Origin of the sequence: Pseudoalteromonas sp. SG43-8 (assembly GCF_014164245.1) — a bacterium.
Classification (GTDB): Bacteria; Pseudomonadota; Gammaproteobacteria; order Enterobacterales; family Alteromonadaceae; genus Pseudoalteromonas; species Pseudoalteromonas distincta.
In genome coordinates, this window is sequence record NZ_JACJEX010000001.1 from 39,365 (window position 1) to 56,927 (window position 17,563).

At 39.2% G+C, this 17,563-nt stretch carries 17 protein-coding genes; 12 read left to right on the top strand and 5 right to left on the bottom strand.

All coding sequences use genetic code 11. From position 1 onward, the window contains the following. The first annotated feature begins 183 nt into the window (after positions 1–183). The 3 genes from fadI (at position 184) to H5122_RS00190 (ending at position 4,285) form a co-directional block, all read left to right on the top strand. Entirely contained in the window at positions 184–1,494 is a 1,311-nt protein-coding gene (gene fadI, locus H5122_RS00180; RefSeq protein WP_004335629.1) for an acetyl-CoA C-acyltransferase FadI, read from the top strand. Beyond that, complete coding sequence (gene fadJ, locus H5122_RS00185) at positions 1,494–3,701, top strand: fatty acid oxidation complex subunit alpha FadJ (RefSeq protein ID WP_182673903.1); 2,208 nt, start codon at positions 1,494–1,496, stop codon at positions 3,699–3,701. Before fadI ends, fadJ begins: the two co-directional genes overlap by 1 nt. A gap of 74 nt (positions 3,702–3,775) precedes the next feature. Beyond that, complete coding sequence (locus H5122_RS00190) at positions 3,776–4,285, top strand: GNAT family N-acetyltransferase (RefSeq protein ID WP_182682023.1); 510 nt, start codon at positions 3,776–3,778, stop codon at positions 4,283–4,285. Positions 4,286–4,320: 35 nt separating this feature from the next. Here H5122_RS00190 and H5122_RS00195 read toward each other — a convergent pair whose 3' ends face one another. After that, positions 4,321–4,707 (bottom strand): MmcQ/YjbR family DNA-binding protein, encoded by a 387-nt coding sequence (locus H5122_RS00195; RefSeq protein ID WP_024596739.1) that lies wholly within the window; start codon positions 4,705–4,707, stop codon positions 4,321–4,323. A gap of 194 nt (positions 4,708–4,901) precedes the next feature. Between H5122_RS00195 and yeiP the strand changes: the two genes are divergently transcribed. Beyond that, entirely contained in the window at positions 4,902–5,474 is a 573-nt protein-coding gene (gene yeiP / locus H5122_RS00200) for an elongation factor P-like protein YeiP (RefSeq protein ID WP_182682024.1), read from the top strand. A gap of 139 nt (positions 5,475–5,613) precedes the next feature. Further along, positions 5,614–5,808, top strand: coding sequence for a hypothetical protein (locus tag H5122_RS00205; protein ID WP_024604473.1), 195 nt, complete (start codon positions 5,614–5,616; stop codon positions 5,806–5,808). On the opposite strand, the gene H5122_RS00210 is transcribed toward H5122_RS00205, so the two are convergent. After that, complete coding sequence (locus H5122_RS00210) at positions 5,805–8,057, bottom strand: EAL domain-containing protein (RefSeq protein ID WP_182682026.1); 2,253 nt, start codon at positions 8,055–8,057, stop codon at positions 5,805–5,807. The genes H5122_RS00205 and H5122_RS00210 overlap by 4 nt on opposite strands. 54 nt (positions 8,058–8,111) lie before the next feature. After that, entirely contained in the window at positions 8,112–10,835 is a 2,724-nt protein-coding gene (locus tag H5122_RS00215; RefSeq protein ID WP_182682028.1) for an insulinase family protein, read from the bottom strand. A gap of 191 nt (positions 10,836–11,026) precedes the next feature. On the opposite strand from H5122_RS00215, the gene sixA reads away from it, so the two are divergent. Genes sixA through H5122_RS00230 form a run of 3 tightly spaced genes read left to right on the top strand, consistent with a single transcriptional unit; the run spans position 11,027 to position 12,620 of the window. Continuing rightward, positions 11,027–11,497 carry a phosphohistidine phosphatase SixA gene (gene sixA / locus H5122_RS00220; RefSeq protein ID WP_182682029.1) on the top strand — a complete coding sequence of 157 codons (471 nt, stop codon included), beginning with the start codon at positions 11,027–11,029 and terminating at the stop codon, positions 11,495–11,497. 23 nt (positions 11,498–11,520) lie between these two features. Beyond that, positions 11,521–11,874: a RidA family protein gene (locus H5122_RS00225; protein WP_002962161.1), complete on the top strand. Its 354-nt coding sequence runs from the start codon at positions 11,521–11,523 to the stop codon at positions 11,872–11,874. An 8-nt stretch (positions 11,875–11,882) separates the two neighbouring features. Beyond that, positions 11,883–12,620, top strand: coding sequence for an SDR family oxidoreductase (locus H5122_RS00230; protein WP_182682030.1), 738 nt, complete (start codon positions 11,883–11,885; stop codon positions 12,618–12,620). A gap of 1 nt (position 12,621) precedes the next feature. Here H5122_RS00230 and H5122_RS00235 read toward each other — a convergent pair whose 3' ends face one another. Both H5122_RS00235 and smrB read right to left on the bottom strand, forming a co-directional pair. Then, positions 12,622–13,551, bottom strand: a complete 930-nt coding sequence (locus tag H5122_RS00235) for an AEC family transporter (protein WP_182673898.1) — start codon at positions 13,549–13,551, stop codon at positions 12,622–12,624. Between the two features lie 27 nt (positions 13,552–13,578). Next, on the bottom strand, positions 13,579–14,136 hold the full coding sequence (gene smrB / locus H5122_RS00240; RefSeq protein WP_007377742.1) for an endonuclease SmrB: 558 nt from the start codon (positions 14,134–14,136) through the stop codon (positions 13,579–13,581). Between the two features lie 152 nt (positions 14,137–14,288). Here smrB and prmB point away from each other — a divergent pair, with 152 nt between their 5' ends. The 4 genes from prmB (at position 14,289) to H5122_RS00260 (ending at position 17,524) form a co-directional block, all read left to right on the top strand. Beyond that, positions 14,289–15,224 (top strand): 50S ribosomal protein L3 N(5)-glutamine methyltransferase, encoded by a 936-nt coding sequence (prmB, locus tag H5122_RS00245; RefSeq protein WP_007377743.1) that lies wholly within the window; start codon positions 14,289–14,291, stop codon positions 15,222–15,224. Positions 15,225–15,288: 64 nt separating this feature from the next. After that, the gene (gene aroC / locus H5122_RS00250) at positions 15,289–16,386 is read left to right on the top strand and encodes a chorismate synthase (protein ID WP_002962170.1); all 1,098 of its coding nucleotides are present in this window, start codon (positions 15,289–15,291) and stop codon (positions 16,384–16,386) included. Positions 16,387–16,505: 119 nt separating this feature from the next. Next, complete coding sequence (locus tag H5122_RS00255; protein ID WP_182682032.1) at positions 16,506–16,898, top strand: DUF4112 domain-containing protein; 393 nt, start codon at positions 16,506–16,508, stop codon at positions 16,896–16,898. A 164-nt stretch (positions 16,899–17,062) separates the two neighbouring features. After that, the gene (locus tag H5122_RS00260; protein WP_182682033.1) at positions 17,063–17,524 is read left to right on the top strand and encodes a zinc-ribbon domain containing protein; all 462 of its coding nucleotides are present in this window, start codon (positions 17,063–17,065) and stop codon (positions 17,522–17,524) included. Positions 17,525–17,563 lie beyond the last annotated feature (39 nt).

The following is a 17,563-nucleotide window of genomic DNA, read 5'->3' on the forward strand; positions in this document are numbered from 1 at the left end:
CGTTATTTTTTAACGAATTTTAGCGTACCACAAAACTTTGTAAATGCGTCTAAAAAAGCCTATTGTGATAGTCGTAATTAAACACTGTTTATATAAATTTGTGTTTATCTATTGGCTTTAGGGCACGGGTTGTTTAGAATCGAGGAAAACAAACAGGTCAGACCTGTCAGCGGGAGAGCATAAATGTCTGAGCAAAACATACTAAAAACACCAAAGGGCGACCGTATTGCCATAGTTAGCGGCTTACGTACACCTTTTGCAAAACAAGCAACAGCGTTTCACCATGTACCAGCACTTGATATGGGTAAATTGGTGGTTAACGAAATGCTTGAACGATTAAATTTCAATAAGTCAGAAATTGATCAACTTGTATTTGGTCAAGTAGTACAAATGCCAGAAGCGCCAAATATTGCACGTGAAATTGTATTGGGCACAGGTATGCCTGTATCGGTTGATGCATATTCTGTATCGCGCGCATGTGCTACCAGCTTTCAGGCTATTGCTAATGTAGCTGAGTCTATTATGGCGGGATCTGTAAGTGTAGGTATTGCAGGCGGCGCAGATTCGTCATCAGTACTACCGATTGGTGTTAGTAAAAAGCTAGCAGGCAGCTTAGTTGATTTAAATAAAGCGCGTACGCTTGGTCAACGTTTAAAAATATTTTCAAAACTGCGCTTAAAAGATTTATTACCAGTGCCTCCTGCAGTTGCAGAGTACTCAACAGGCCTTTCAATGGGGCAAACTGCTGAGCAAATGGCTAAAACACATAATATTAGCCGTGAAGATCAAGATGCATTAGCGCATCGTTCTCACTCACTTGCAACGCAAGCATGGGCTGATGGTAAGTTAAAAGATGAAGTAATGACGGCGCATTTACCGCCATATAAAAGCTTTATCTCAGAAGACAACAACATTCGTAAAAACTCAACGGTTGAAGGCTACGCCAAGCTTAAACCTGTTTTTGACCGTCAGCACGGTACTGTTACCGCTGCAAATGCAACACCATTAACTGATGGTGCAGCGGCCGTACTTATGATGAGCGAAAGCAAAGCAAAAGCACTTGGCTATGAAATACTAGGTTACGTACGTAGCTTTGCATTTTCGGCAATTGGCGTAGAAAAAGACATGTTAATGGGCCCAGCTCATTCAACGCCTATTGCACTAGATAGAGCGGGTATTACGCTTGCTGATTTAGATTTAATTGAAATGCACGAAGCGTTTGCATCGCAAACACTTGCCAATATGAAAATGTTTGCCTCAGACAAATTTGCACAAGAGCATTTAGGTCGCAGCAAAGCAATTGGCGAAATTAACATGGATAAGTTTAACGTTAACGGCGGCTCTTTAGCATATGGTCACCCATTTGCAGCAACAGGTGCACGCTTAATTACGCAAAGCTTACACGAGCTTAAACGTCGTGGTGGCGGTTTGGCATTAACAACAGCGTGTGCTGCTGGTGGTTTAGGTGCAGCCTTTGTATTGGAGAGCGCGTAATGACTGATTCAGTATTTAATTTAGCGGTAGATGAAAACAAAATTGCCGTAGTAACGATTGATGTGCCAGGGGAGAAAATGAATACCCTGCGCAGTAGTTTTGCCGATGACTTAAAAGCATTATTAGAAGACGCTAAGTCGCAAAATGTAAAAGGCATGGTATTTATAAGCGGAAAAAGCGATAACTTTATCGCGGGCGCCGATGTAAAAATGCTCGATAGCGTTCAAAAGCGTGATGATGCTTTAGCTATTAGCGAACTATGTCATCAAGCATTTTTTGATATGACAAAACTGCCATACACAACAGTAAGCGCGATTCATGGCGCTGCATTAGGTGGTGGTTTAGAGTTTGCTTTAGCGTGTGACTACCGTGTTGGTACCGACAGCGATTTAACAAAAATTGGCTTACCAGAAGTGCAACTAGGTTTACTACCAGGTGGCGGCGGTACGCAGCGCTTAACTAAAATTGTTGGTATTCAAAAAGCACTTGAGTGGATGCTAACAGGTAAACAAATTCGCCCTAAGCAAGCTAAAAAAGCAGGCGTGCTTGATGACTGTGTACCACACAGTGTGCTGCTAAAAGTTGCAAAAGAATTTGCGACTAAGAAAAAGCCACAAGCAAAAGAGCCAAAGCTCGACAATATTAGTAAATTATTAGAGTCAAACCCGTTTGGTCGTAACTTTATCTTTAAAAAAGCCAAAGAAAACGTACTTAAAAAAACGGGCGGGCACTACCCAGCACCACTCGCTATTATTAAAGCTGTGCGTGCTAGTGTAGAGCTTGATGAGCTAAAAGCGTATAAAACAGAAGCTGAAAGCTTTGCAACACTTGTAATGAGTGACGAATCGAAAGCGCTTCGCGGTATTTTCTTTGCAACCACTGAAATGAAAAAAGAGTGGCGCAATGATGACGCCCCCGCAATTAGCAAAACTGCTGTTTTAGGTGGTGGACTAATGGGCGCAGGTATTGCGCACGTAAGTGCTGTTAAAGCTAAAGTACCGGTACGTATTAAAGATGTAGCAGAGCAGGGCATTAGTAATGCAATGAGCTACACCTACAAAATTTTAGACAAGCGCCTTAAGCGCCGTATTATGTCTAAAGCTGATATGCAATTAACAATGAACCGCATTACAGGTACAACAGACTACAGTGGCTTTAAACACATTGATTTAGTAATAGAAGCGGTGTTTGAAGATCTTGCACTTAAGCAAGGTATGGTTGCAGACGTAGAGCAGCAATGCCAAGAAAATACAATTTTTGCTAGTAACACGTCATCATTACCAATTTCGCAAATTGCAGCGCAGGCAGCACGTCCTGAAAATGTAATTGGCTTACATTACTTTTCACCAGTAGAAAAAATGCCATTAGTGGAAATTATTCCACACGAAGGTACATCTAAAGAGACTATTGCTCGCGTTGTTAACTTTGCACGTAAGCAAGGTAAAACGCCAATTGTTGTAAAAGACATGGCCGGTTTTTACGTAAATCGTATTTTAGCGCCTTACTTAAATGAAGCTGCTAACTTAATGCTTGCGGGTGAGCCAATTGAAAAGATTGATGCAGCCCTAGTTGAGTTTGGCTTTCCGGTAGGACCGCTGGCTCTACTTGATGAAGTAGGGATTGATATTGGCTCTAAAATTGCTCCAATTCTTGAAAAAGAATTAGGTGAGCGTTTTAAAGGTCCTGATGCATTTATGCGTATGATTGATTCAAAACGCCTTGGCCGTAAGTCGGGTCGTGGTTTTTATGAATACGATAAAAAAGGCAAAAAGGTTGATGAGTCAGTTTACGAACTATTGGGTGTTACCCCTGCTCCACGTTTAAACAAAAGCGAAATTGCTAAGCGATGTGTATCAAAAATGCTTAACGAAGCAGTACGCTGTTTAGATGATGGTATTATTGCAAGCCCTCGTGATGGCGACATTGGTGCAATATTTGGTATTGGTTTCCCACCATTTTTAGGTGGCCCGTTTAGCTATATGGATAAATTAGGCGCAAGTAAAATAAGCTCTGATATGTCTACATTGGCTAACAGCGATGCTAATTTTGCTCCTTGTGAGTCACTGGTAACAATGGCAAGCTCTGGTACTACTTTTTATAATGCAGCAACTGTTGAGGTTGTAGCTCCTGAAGTACAAAGCACTGAGCCACAAGAGCAAAGTGTCACTGAGCCTGAAGTTACTAAAGAGATTGAAACAAAAGAATAAAGTTTCTACTGTTTATAAAAACCGCATTTAGATGCGGTTTTTTTATGATTTTTAATATTTAAATGAGGAGCTTAATGACATTATTTACACAAAGATTGAGCATGTACCAAATAGAAGAGTCTGATTGGCCTCTTTTTCTAGCGCTTCATCGCGATCCTCAAGTCCTTAAGTATTGTTTTGATATGCCAATGGAGTCACTGATAAGAAACCGCTTTGAGGTACGCTTACCTAAGTGGAATACTAAATCACGCCATCCACTGTGCTTACTCATTATTAATAATAAAACAAAACAACCAGTGGGTGTTACAGGCTTTGCCTATGACGGAGAAACCGCAGAGCTCGGTTATTTATTATTGCCAGAGTATTTTAATAAAGGCTACGCGACAGAGTCGTTAAGAGGTGTGATTGATTGGGCTTGGAAAGAATGTGGTATTAGGCAGTTTAAAGCAGTCGTAACGCGTGGCAATATTGGTTCTGAAAAGGTGCTTAGTAAGTGCGGCTTAACCCATACCGATACACTTTTTAAAGTGCATACAATAGGCGGAAAGTTATACGACGATTTAATTTATACGCTTAAGGTGTAAGGTTTTAATGGGCTAGTAGCCTAGCCCAAAAAGTGCTACAAGTGAAGTGCGATAGCTTTGCGGTCTTTTTCTGGCATGTTTTCTACGACTAAATTAAATGAGTTATCAATCATTCTCTCAATTTCACTTTGTGCAATTGTGCCGTCTAAAATTACTGTGTTCCATAAGCGTTTATTCATATGGTAACCAGGGATCACTGCCGGGAAAGTATCACGCAATGATATTGCTTCATCAGGATCGCACTTTAAGTTAAGCCACCAAATAACCTCACCATCATCATTAGTTTGACCGTCATTGCCAATAGCAAGAGTCGCAAACATTTTATGATTCACTTTATATACATCAACCTCTTGCGCAAATGGTTTTGTAACCTGAACAAGTGGTTTTTTAACTAAATACTCATGTACTTTTTTCTGGTCCATGATCCATTCCTTGAAGTCATACTCGGTAAAGCTACCATAGCAGTTTTTTTCACATTTGATTATATGTATTTTAGTATAAATTAAAATTTTACAAGCTAATACAACATGTAGCGTAAAACCAACGTAATTTTAGTTGAACAAAATCCAGTTCGTGGTATGTTTCTGGCAATCAAAAAAATAATAGGAATTCACACATGCCAAAGGCGAGTGATGTTAAAAAAGGTACTGCTATTGACTTCAATGGCCGCGTTTTAGTTGTAAAAGATATTGTGCGCTCTGTGCCGCAAGGTCGTGCTGGTGGTAGTTTATACCGTATGCGTTTATACGATGTGGTAACCGGTGGTAAAGTTGACGAAACATTCAAAGACAGTGACATGCTAACGCTGGCTGATTTAACACGCCGTGAAGTAATGCTATCGTACATTGATGGCGACGAGTATGTGTTCATGGATAATGAAGATTACACGCCTTACAACTTAAACAAAGGTGCTATTAGCGAAGAAATTTTATTTGTTAATGAAGAAACGCAAGGCGTACACGTCATTGTTATTGATGGCGCGCCAGTAGGACTTGATTTACCGTCAAGTGTTGAACTTGTTGTTGAAGAAACAGACCCATCTATCAAAGGTGCATCTGCAAGTGCTCGTTCAAAACCTGCACGTATGTCTACTGGCTTAAATATTTCTGTGCCAGAGCATATTTCAACAGGTGACCGTATCCGTATTAATACTGTTGAACACAAATTTATGGGTCGTGCTGAAAAGTAACTTGTAAATTATAATTTTAAAAGCCGAATCTGTATTTAACAGCTTCGGCTTTTTTGCGCGCGGGGATTTGTTGCTTTAAATTTAATCACGTTAGCGTTAGAATAAGCGCCGTATTTTTGAGCAACTTTAAGGGGTAGCTTTGTTTATAGTTTTACTAAGCAGTGCATTTATAGCTTTAATGTATTTAGAAACCATTAAAAAAGGCATGCCAATTAAGCGATGGCTGATTTTAGGCGGTTTACTTGGACCTGTAGCCTGGTGCTTGTTTAATCTACATTATCGTCGTGCTTTAGTAAGAAATGTAGGAATAAATGCGTGTATATGGCGCCCTTAATTTATCGATGCCACATTTTTATTTTTTCTAATTAAACTTGGGGCTGCTTTAGTTTGTTGCTGCTTTAAAAATTCAGTAAATTCACTTTTTGATAGAGGCTTAGAATAGTAATAACCTTGTACTGTTTCGCAATTAAGCTTTTTGAGTATATCAATTTGATGGGCTTGTTCTACACCTTCAGCAACTACATGTAAATCAAGGTTATGCGCAATAGTGACTATTGAGTCGACCATATTACGGCCACGTTCGTTGGTCATGTCATCTATAAATGCTTTATCTACTTTAAGTGTATTAAGCGGAAATTGCTTTAAATACGCTAATGATGAATAACCAGTACCAAAATCATCCATTGCTAAATGAATACCTCGGGCACTTAACGAACGCATAATTGCAATGGCTTCTTTAGGGTCATCCATTACAGTACCTTCTGTTATTTCAAGCTCTAAAAAGTAAGAAGGTAATTCATTTTTTTGCAAAATAACGTCAATACGAGAGGTTAAATCGGGGAGGCTAAATTGCTTTGCTGATAAGTTGACAGCTACTCGGCCGCTAAATAAACCGTTATCTAGCCATTCTTTTACGTCTCTGCAGGCTTTGTTTAATACCACTTCACCGATTTCAATTATTTGGCCTGTTTCTTCAGCTATAGGTATAAATACACCAGGGCTAATAATGCCTTTTTTAGGGGTTATAAAGCGAACTAATGCTTCCATTCCGGTTAGCTTGCCTGTGCGAATATTCATTTTTGGTTGGTAGTACACTTCAAAATGGTCTTCTTTTAAACCAAAGCGCATGAGGTTTTCAATTTGCAGTCGTTTAACGGCTTGGCGGTTCATCGTGTCGTTAAAAAATAAGTAGCTGTTACCTTTCTTTTTAGCATGATACATGGCGGTATCTGCATTTTTTAAAAGCAGTTCAGGTGTATTACCGTCTTCTGGGAATAATACAATACCTACACTTGAGGTGATTGCCAGTTCGTGGCCTGCCATTTTAAATGGTGTAGCAATGGCTGCTAAAAACTGTTTAGCCATGCGTGTAATTACATGTATGTCGTTAGTGTCAGACATTACCAGAGCAAACTCATCGCCGCCTAAACGATAAAACACATCATTTTCGCGGGTTAGTTTATTTAAGCGCATTGCTAGTTTAGCTAATAAGCTGTCACCTAGCTGATGTCCTAACGAGTCATTTATTTTTTTAAAGTTATCTAAATCGAATACAAGCAAGGCGTGATGCGAATTGAGTTTTACTAGTTTATGCAAATCAGTAAAAAATAAATTTCGGTTAGGCAGACTGGTTGTGCGATCTCTATTCGATAAGTTATGTAATTGCGATTCTGCTTTTTTACGCTCTGTTAAATCTGAATATACAACGACATAATTAGTTATTTGATTTTGATCGTTTTTAATTTCATCTATGGATATTTCTATCGGTAATAAAATACGCTCACTATTACGAAGCTTCACTTCTTGTTGAATATGTTCGCGCTCTTTTACTATTTCAATAATTCTGTTTGTGTAGCTTGGCTCATACCCAGATAGGCTAAAATTTTTTCCTAAGTATTGTTCGCGTACGCCACCAAACAAGGTTAAAAAGCTAGGGTTTATATCAACCAGTTTAAAGTTTTTATCGTAAATTGCTAAGGCGTCAGTAAGCGACTCAACACATTTTGCAAAAAGGTTTAAGCGCTCTTCAGTTGATTTTAACTGTGATATATCGCGAACGGTACCTGTCATTCTAAGGGGTGATAAGTTGGCGTCTTTTTCAATTATTTTTCCGCGGTCGAGCACCCAGTGCCAACGACCAAAAGTATCTTTGATTCGGTAGGTGGCTTCAAAAAAAGCAGACTGCTCTGCAAAGTGCACTTTTAGCAAGTGCTCAACGTTATTAATATCGTGAGGATGGATAAGGCCTTTATTTGGTGGAAACCCCATTAACGTAGTTGAGTCCATTAAATACTTATCGTTAATACGAATAACTTCGCCTGTTTTTATGTTCCAGTCCCAAAGTGTATCGCCGCTACCTTCTACAGTACTTTTAAGGCGTTTTTCCGAAAGTCGAAGTTGGCGGCGTGAACGTCTAAGTTTGTGGATTACAAATAACAGGTAGGGCAAAGCAAGCGCTATAATGGCGCTTGCTAGTATAAGTATATTGTCTGAGTTGTAATTAAGTGATGACTCAAAGGCAAAAAGCTCAAATGAGTAAGCAAGTACTACAAGCATGCTTAGTTTTATTATTGTTTTTATCATTTTTTGATTACTTCTAATTTACAAATGATAATTTAAAACAAGCTAAACCTAGAGTCAAAGAGATTGAGAGTAAACGGGCATATTTTGAGATTTACTGACTTTCGCCGAGCTTAAAAGCTCATATCTTGGTCTATTATCATCAAATAGGCTTAGTGCATAAACTTTTATTTCTCTTAGTGTTAGTGCGTTTAGGGCATCTAAAAGTCGCTGCTGCATATGAAATTCATGATCTCTGTTACCAATAGCAAGCCATAACCGTTGTGAGCGCAGGCGCAAGTTTTTATCTTTTTCTGCAATATGAGTACTAAGGCCATGTTTTTGCTGTTGCCAATCGTTTTCATCAAGTGCATCAATGTTATCAAGGTATTTTTTAATAAAGCTGTTATGGCGATGTAATAATGTTTTTGCATCAAACTTAGGTGACTGCACATAAAATGCTATTCCAGCACGAGTATTAAAAGGTGCATAACCTGCGCCAACTAAATAACCTAGCTGTTGTGTTGTTCGTAATTCGTTAAAGTAATCTTGATTAATTAAATGATTTAACGCCATCATTTTTACTTTTTCGGCCACGCAATCCGTTTGCGCTTGATAGTAAACTACCATGGCATGGTCGCTACAAGGAAGTTCTAACTCGTAGCGAGTTACTTTTTTAATTTCAAAAAGAGGGCGTCTTAAATCTTCAATTATGGCTGCGTTTTTTAGGTGTTCGGCGACCTTTTTTTGAAAGGCTAATGCATCACTTTGCTGCCAGTTACCATGTAAAAATGATTCAACATGTAGTGCTTTAAAAAAGTCTGTTCTGAACTCATTAAATTGCTGAAAACAAGTGTTTTTTAATGCCGATGCAAGCTCCCCAGGTTGAGGGTTCCAAGGCATTATTTTTGCGCCTAAAATACTAAACAACTCACTGACTGGTTTGTTTTGGTTGCTATTGCGCCAATGCCTTACAAGTTGTTTTTTATATTCAGCAAAGCGTTTTGCACAAATTTCTACATTAAATAAAGCATCTATTAATTGATCAACAAGCTCTAACTGGCTAGATGAAAGCCCTGCGGTATGTAGAGTTAATCCACCTTGATGCGAGGTTAAGTGATAGCTAAGCCCCGCAAGTTCTGCAGGATAAAATTGCTCGCCTACGCTATCCATAAATAAATCTGTAAATAAGCGGGTGAGTGCCATATGCTTTACATCTTTTACGGCAAAATCAGAATCCATGGCCAAATAAAAATGGCCTTTAGCAACACGAAATGTGTTGTCTTGTTTAAACCAAAAATCAAAACCGGGTTCTTTTACTAATAACTCGGGTTTTGTTTGTGGTTTTATGACATCAAATAACACCACTTCTTTTGTTAAATAAGGATTAGCGGTAGGCAGCAGCATTTCGCTCAGCGGTTTATTTATCTCGCTAAGTGCATCAAGCCAACTAGGTGAAATATGTTCTACTTTATATGGTGTGTTGTACCATGCGGTTTTATGTTCAGACTCTACATCTGGATGTATAAGTACGATGCGCATATTATGTGGCGTTAACCACTGCATGGCCATTTCGTGGGTCGCTTTTTTAAAGCCTTCCATTAAATAGTCGCCTTGTACGTAGTTTGCTTCATCGTAATGCTGCATATTAATGCTTAAATTACTGACCCAATCAATCAAGCGTGACTTTTCTTGGTTATCGAATGCTATTTGTAATAGATTTTTTTTATCTTGATATAAACGCGGCAATTTTTCGGTGTTATCGTTAATTAAGCAAATGTATTCAAACACCATTTCAATAATGTCTTCGAAGTATTCAATACCTTCATCGGTAAGCGCTAAACTAATATTAAAGTCTTTAAAGTTGCTGCCATTAATACCACCGCCAGCAGAAAGCGCGTTTATCCAGCCTTGCTCTTTTAAAATAGAATAAAGAGAACCCGCGCCTTCATAGCCAAGTAAATGGGCAATAAAACTCACTGTTTTGTGGCGATAAAAGTCGTCAATATTAGGCATAGCAAAACTTATGATAAGTTTTTGCATATGCTTATGCGGCTCAATATGGAGTATTTTTCCTATGTCTTGTTTGCGATAGAGGGGCTCACTGATCTCTGGCTTTTTGAGGTTTTTATTACCCTTAATTGCGCCAAAGTAAGTTTGTGCCCAGCTTTGTAGTGTGTCTAATGTTTCGTTTGCGCAAATAACTAAAGTCATCCACTGAGCTTGGTACTGACTATTAAAAAAGTCGCGAAGCTCATCACTAATACAGCGCTCTCTGTCAGCTAAGGTTTGTAGGTTTCCTACAGAAAATTTAGCAAATGGATGAGCAGGATTTACCGTTTCTTTGTGGGCTTGATAAATACGGCGACCATCGTCTTTTATTTTTAGCTTAAACTCGGCTTCAATTGCGTTGCGTTCTTTTTCTGTTTCGGCTGAATTTAAAAGTGGCGCAATAAAAAAACGGCTAAATTGGGTAAGCGCCTGTTCAAATTCTTGGTTATTAATATCAAAAAAGTAACAGGTATGCTCAGTGCCAGTCCACGCATTAGTGTTACCACCGGCTTGCGAAACAAAATTATTAAAACTGCCTGAATCTGGGTATTGGTCAGTGCCTAAAAAAAGCATGTGCTCTAAAAAGTGTGCTAGGCCTTGCCTATCAAGAGGATCGTCAAAATGCCCGGCGTTAACTGCCATTGATGCTGCCGCTTTTGTAGAATCTTTATCTTGCACTAATAGTACTTTTAGACCATTGTCCAGTGTAAAGGCGCGGTATGCTCTGTTATCATTGCGGCTGATATTCAAATGATGCTCCTGAAACTAAACGTTTACTTGTTAACAACAGATGATGGCTTCAGGAAAGCGAAATACAGCTTAAAGATTTACCTGAATCTCATGAAAGAATTATTTAGAAATAAATAGATTTATGTTGTTAATATAGCTGACAAATGGGCAAACTGGCTACTGTTTTATATTCTTTAATCGGTTGATTTTTTATGAAAACAATCCTAATAATGCGCCACGGCGAAGCAACACCCATGCAGGCTGATGATGCAGGTAGAAATTTAACCCAAGCAGGGCACGATGAAGCTGAAAAAATGGGCCTTTGGCTCAGTAAAGCACATTGCCCTGATGCACTGTTAGTTAGTCCTTACATTCGTGCACAGCAAACAGCTGCAGGTGTGGCTAAAAATAACGTATTTAAATTTAGCGAAACCACATCCGATATTATCCCCGAAGGCAAACCTCAAATTGCTGCTGACTATCTTGAAATGCTTATTGCTACTCATCCCCAATGCAACACATGGCTTATAGTGGCACACATGCCTATTGTAAGTTATTTAGTGGACCAATTAAGCCCTGGTAATATGCCAATTTTTAATACAGGTGCTGTTGCTGTTATTAGTTATGATGAGCAAACCCAGCGTAGTAGTTATATAAGTATAAATGCCCCAGAAAACCTTTAATATAAATAATTGAGAAAAGTAATATGACGATAGAACGCTTACAAACAGGTGCGCGCATGAGCCGCATAGTAAAACACAACGGCACTGTGTATTTATGTGGGCAGGTATGCGCCGACGCGCAAAAAGGTATTAAAGAGCAAACTCAAACTATGCTTGATAAAGTAGAGGCGCTGCTTGATGAAGCAGGGAGTTCAAAAGAACATATGCTTAGCGCGACTATTTATGTAAAGAGCATGGAATACTTTGCTGATATGAATGCAGTATGGGATGCATGGGTACCCGAGGGTTATGCGCCTGCACGTGCCTGCGTAGAAGCTAAAATGGCACGTGATGCACTACTTGTTGAAATTTCAGTAGTTGCAGCTTTAAAAGAATAATAGCTTTAATGAATCGCTCCCCCGTTGTACTTATCACAGGCTCTAGCCGAGGTATTGGCGCAGCTACCGCACTATATTTTGCAAAGCATGGTTATGATGTTTGCATTAATTATAAAGCTGATTTAGCTAGTGCGAAGCTAGTAGCCGATCAAGTAAGAAGCTTTGGCGTTAGAGCTCAAGTTATAAAAGCAGATGTATCGAAAGAGGCAGATGTTTTGGCGTTGTTTGATTTTATTGATAAAGAATTTAGCCAACTTGATGTACTAATAAATAACGCCGGTATTTTAAAACCACAAATGCCTTTGTTAGAAATGAGTGCCGAGCGCATAAACGAAGTTTTGACTACAAATATTACCAGTGCTTTTTTATGTAGCCGAGAGGCAATAAAACGAATGAGAAATGGCGGTAGTATTGTTAATGTTTCATCGAGGGCTGCTAAAACGGGCTCTCCTAATGAGTACATTGATTATGCAGCATCTAAAGGTGCAATGGACACATTTACTATTGGCTTGGCAAAAGAGGTGGCAGGTAAAGGTATTCGAGTTAACTCGGTTAGACCTGGGCTTATTTACACTGATATGCATAGCGATGGCGGTGAAGAAAATCGAGTCGATCGTCTTAAAAGTAAACTACCCCTTGGCAGAGGCGGTACACCCGAAGAGGTTGCTGCAGCAATTTACTTTTTAGCTTCAGAGCACGCTTCTTTTACAACGGGTAGCTTTGTTGATGTAGCCGGCGGTTTGTAAGCTAAAGTAATAAAGCTAGCCAAAACGTAAAGCTAATAACACTTAAGATAGTAGAAAGTACGACAGCCCCAGCAAGCGTGGCTTCATGCTGCTTTATTTGAGTCGCAATAAGATAAGCATTTACGCCAACAGGGGACGCACTTAAAAGTACCAATACATTAAGTATTTGCGTGCCTAGCTTAAATACATAGGTGCCTACCAATAAAACTAGCGCAGGCAATAAAAATATTTTTAAAATTGATGCTATTAACGCCGGTTGCCAATTTGCAGCTATTTTATAAAAAGCTAAATTTGCACCAAGTACAAATAGCGCACAGGCAATTGCTGGTTTAGCTAATAGCTCCAAACTATTTGCTAAGTCGGTAAACAGTGTAACTCCTAATATGTTTAATATAAGCCCGCACCCAATACTTAGTACTATTGGGTTTAACACCATACTTTTTCCAAAGTGCGACCACGAAAATTTATCGCTACTACCTTTAGCGCCTATTAAAAAAGTAAGTGCAAATAACAATGTGCTATGAAAAGTAATGATCATAAATGCAATGGCTATCATCTCTTTGCCAAGCGAGGCAATAACAATAGGAATACCCACTAACACCATATTTGAATAGCTAGAAGCAAGTCCAAAGACACCGTGTTGTTGGTAATTTTTTAAATGTTTTTTACTTAAATAAAAGCGGTCAATTAAAATACCCACCCCAAATACACTCAGAACAGGTATGTAAAAGCTCAAAAATGCAAAAAGGCTAATGCTTTGCTGTAAGTTAATTTGCGACATATTTAATAATAAAAAAGCAGGCAAACTAATATAAAAAGTAAACTTACTCAGGCCTGCGATATGCTGCTTTTCGAAAAATTTTAATCGGCAACAGCTATAACCAAGCGCAACAATAAAAATGAGCGGAAAAATAATTGAAAAAATATGCACGTAGTTACATCCTAGTAATGGCTAAAGTTAGCGTCTAAATTCATCACTTTGCGGTAAATTAATTAAAATAAGTACAGCGCCTCTTCCACCATATTCGAGAGGGGCTTGGTGCATCGCTATTACGTCAGGGTGCTGTACTAAATACTGCGGTACTTTGTGCTTTAGTACACCGCCACCAATACCATGCACTACACATGCACAATAATAATGCTGCTTTTTACATTCGTGAATGAGTCCAGCGAGTTCGTCTTTAGCAAGTTCTTTATTTAAGCCGTGTAAATCTAGCGTCAAATCGGGTGCAAAGTCACCACGGCGAAGCTGTTTAGCTAGGAAAGTATCTTGGCCAGGTTTTACATATTTAACCGTGCCGTGGGTGTCTATATCGGGAATATAAACGTCTGAGAAGAAAAATTCAGATTGAGCCTGCTTTTTTTGCTGGGCAAATTGCTTAGCTTGTGACACCTTAGGCTTTGTATCAAAACGATGAGTATCTTGTTTAAATACTTTGGCGCCTGTGATCGTTTGACGAAATAAGCTTATGTCGTCATTGCTTAGGGACGAATGTGATGGAGTGTCTTTTTTCATAACTATTACCTAAACAAAAAAACGTAAAAACGCAGCGCAAAAGGCGGTACAATACTTAAATGAGGGGCAATTGTAATTTGCCCAGCGCAGATAGGCAATGCAATCGTCTTAAAGACTCAAAACAGTCAGTAAGCTAATACAGGTAAAAATATATGAGCGATTTACAAATAGAAGAAGCAACACTCGAAGAAGCCGTTGCAGAACTGTCAACTTTACATGACTGGTTACGTTGGACTACAAGCCAATTTGCAAGTAGTAGTATATTTTTTGGACACGGTACAGATAACGCATGGGATGAAGCTGTAAGCTTATTACTGCCTGCGCTTAGCTTGCCTGTTGATGCGCCAAAAGAATTAATGCACGCGCGTTTAACAAGCACAGAAAAAAACCGACTTGCTGGTCTTATTGCAGAACGTATTAACGACTGCACACCAGTACCTTACTTAACAAACATTGCATGGTTTGCGGGTATGCCGTTTTATGTTGATGAACGTGTACTTATACCTCGCTCACCATTTGCCGAGCTTATTAGTAACCGCTTTACGCCGTGGCTTGAAGAGCCACAATCGGTAAACCGTATATTAGATTTATGTACGGGTTCGGGTTGTATCGCAATTGCACTTGCGCAAGCTTTTGAGCAGGCACAAGTTGATGCGGTAGATATATCGTATGAAGCGCTTGAAGTGACAGACATTAACATTAACGATTACATGTTGAGTGATCGCGTGTTACCGATTCAGTCTGATGTATTTAGCGGTGTACCAGGTCAAAAATACGACCTAATAGTAGCAAACCCACCGTATGTTGATGCAGAAGATATGGCTGACTTACCACGCGAATTTCATCATGAGCCAGAGCTTGGGCTTGCATCAGGCCACGATGGTTTAGATGTAACCCGTACTATATTGAGCGAAGCGAGTGAACATCTAACTGATAACGGTTTGTTATTTGTAGAAGTTGGTAACTCTATGGTACATATGGATGCGCTGTATCCGGGCGCGCCGTTTGAATGGATTGAATTTGAACAAGGCGGCTTAGGTGTATTTGTAATTAGCAAAAAGCAGCTAGATGAGTATTTTGCAAAATAAGTAAAAAATGAATAGCCAAGCCAAGTGCTTGGCTATTGGTAGTCATTAGGAATGAGGAAAGTTAATGGCAGGTAATAGCATTGGGCAGTTATTTAAAGTGTCCACCTTTGGTGAGAGCCACGGCGTTGCATTAGGCGGCGTTGTTGATGGTACTCCCGCAGGTCTTGAAATCACAGAGGCCGACTTACAAATTGATTTAGATCGCCGAAAACCAGGCCAAAGCCGTTATACAACGCAGCGCCGTGAAAGCGATCAAATAAAAATATTAGCAGGCGTTTTTGAAGGTAAAACCACAGGTACCAGCATTGGTTTATTGATTGAAAATACCGATCAACGCTCGCAAGATTACGGTAAAATTAAAGATGTATTTCGCCCAGGTCATGGCGATTACACGTATTGGCATAAGTACGGCTTGCGCGATTATCGCGGTGGCGGTCGTTCATCTGCTCGCGAAACCGCGATTCGCGTAGCGGCAGGTGCTATTGCTAAAAAATACTTAAAGCAATTTCATGGTATTGAAGTTAAAGCATGCTTAAGTCAGCTTGGCCCTATTAAGGCGGAAACGTTTGACTGGGATGAAGTGGAAAATAACTTATTCTTCTTCCCTGATGCAAGTAAGCTTGAAGCGCTTGACGAATATATGCGTGACCTTAAAAAGCAAGGTGACTCAGTTGGCGCTAAAGTAAAAGTAGTGGCAAGCAATGTACCTGTTGGTCTTGGAGAGCCAGTATTTGACCGTCTTGACGCCGAACTTGCGCACTCATTAATGAGTATTAACGCGGTTAAAGGCGTTGAAATTGGTGATGGCTTTGACGTAGTTGAGCAAAAAGGCTCTGAGCATCGCGACGAGCTAACCCCTGAAGGTTTTACATCAAATCATGCTGGTGGCGTACTTGCGGGTATTTCGACAGGGCAAGATATTATTGCTTCTATTGCGCTAAAACCAACGTCGAGCATTACCATCCCAGGTAACAGTATTAATACAAGCAACGAAGCGGTAGAGATGATCACTAAAGGTCGTCACGATCCGTGTGTGGGCATTCGTGCAATCCCGATTGCTGAGGCAATGATGGCCATTACCTTAATGGACCACTTACTGCGTCAACGCGGACAAAATCCGCATGTAAATCATCAGCACGGGCCAATTAACGGCTCAGTGTAAGTATTTATAATTATAAAAAGCGCGAATTACCGCGTTTTTTTATGTCTGTAATTTAGTTTAAAGCCTTTCAGGAGTTGTTCAAGTAAGCCCTATATACTGCAAGAAGGAGGGTAGTAATCATGAACGATAATATTAATGAACACTCACAAATAAAAGCCCAAGCTGCAATAGCCCGCTTAGAACGTTTCAGTAAGTTAACGGATAGCAGCATTGGTATTCCTTTTACTAAATTTAATATAGGTTTGGAGGCGGTGATTGGTTTAATCCCTGTAATAGGTGATGCCGCAGGGCTAATTTTATCAAGCTATGTGCTGATAGAAGCGCAGCGTTTAGGTGTGAGTAAACGTATAAAGACTAAAATGATCATTAATATGCTCATAGATTTTGTGGGCGGTTTGGTACCATTTTTTGGTGATATTTTTGATGCGTTTTTTAAAGCTAACACGCGTAATACCCGTTTGTTAAAAAAACATATAGCTAAGCAGGTAAAATCAGAGGGCATAGAACACTAAGTAATGCTAATGCCGAATGTATTTAATGGGCTAAATTATTCAAAGTGTAGAAATTACTTATACCTAAATTCGGATAATAACTACGTATTATTGATTTTGCCTTAACTTGCTTTTATTTAGCTTACTTTTAAGATGTAAGCTGTGAATTTAAAATAGGTAGATATATGTACCTTAACCACCTAAGGTATGGCAATAGACCAATAACTACAAATACCTCAGTGACAATAGAGGAGATAAAGAAAGGGCATTGGCGTTACTCGAGTCTTAAATACTTCCCTAATACGGCAATATTGGCTGATATAAAAAAGCAAAATTATGCTATTTTTCCTCGAACACTTTATGTTGATATTGAAGAGAAGTGCGAAAGTTGCTCTAAGGCATTTATTTTTTTTGCTCAAGAGCAGCAATATTGGTTTGAGGTACTTGATTTTTGGGTCGATTCACACTGTACACGTTGTTTTGAATGCCGTAAGCATGCCAGATATATACTAACTCTACGTAAACGGTACGATATGTTAACTAGCTTAGCCAATAAAACCTCAAGTGAAAAAACACAGCGTAAAGAACTTGCCAATACGCTTTACTGTTTAGGTATTATTAAAAATATCAATAAAGTGAAAGATTAGTCCGCTTATATTTTACTATCACGCCTTATTTTTACTTTA

Coding starts and splice junctions, on each gene's coding strand:
- fadI (WP_004335629.1), top strand. CDS start 184: ATGTCTGAGCAAAACATACTAAAAACACCAAAGGGCGACCGTATTGCC.
- H5122_RS00225 (WP_002962161.1), top strand. CDS start 11,521: ATGACGATAGAACGCTTACAAACAGGTGCGCGCATGAGCCGCATAGTA.
- sixA (WP_182682029.1), top strand. CDS start 11,027: ATGAAAACAATCCTAATAATGCGCCACGGCGAAGCAACACCCATGCAG.
- smrB (WP_007377742.1), bottom strand. CDS start 14,136: ATGAAAAAAGACACTCCATCACATTCGTCCCTAAGCAATGACGACATA.
- H5122_RS00210 (WP_182682026.1), bottom strand. CDS start 8,057: ATGATAAAAACAATAATAAAACTAAGCATGCTTGTAGTACTTGCTTAC.
- aroC (WP_002962170.1), top strand. CDS start 15,289: ATGGCAGGTAATAGCATTGGGCAGTTATTTAAAGTGTCCACCTTTGGT.
- H5122_RS00190 (WP_182682023.1), top strand. CDS start 3,776: ATGACATTATTTACACAAAGATTGAGCATGTACCAAATAGAAGAGTCT.
- H5122_RS00195 (WP_024596739.1), bottom strand. CDS start 4,707: ATGGACCAGAAAAAAGTACATGAGTATTTAGTTAAAAAACCACTTGTT.
- H5122_RS00255 (WP_182682032.1), top strand. CDS start 16,506: ATGAACGATAATATTAATGAACACTCACAAATAAAAGCCCAAGCTGCA.
- yeiP (WP_182682024.1), top strand. CDS start 4,902: ATGCCAAAGGCGAGTGATGTTAAAAAAGGTACTGCTATTGACTTCAAT.
- H5122_RS00230 (WP_182682030.1), top strand. CDS start 11,883: ATGAATCGCTCCCCCGTTGTACTTATCACAGGCTCTAGCCGAGGTATT.
- prmB (WP_007377743.1), top strand. CDS start 14,289: ATGAGCGATTTACAAATAGAAGAAGCAACACTCGAAGAAGCCGTTGCA.
- fadJ (WP_182673903.1), top strand. CDS start 1,494: ATGACTGATTCAGTATTTAATTTAGCGGTAGATGAAAACAAAATTGCC.
- H5122_RS00260 (WP_182682033.1), top strand. CDS start 17,063: ATGTACCTTAACCACCTAAGGTATGGCAATAGACCAATAACTACAAAT.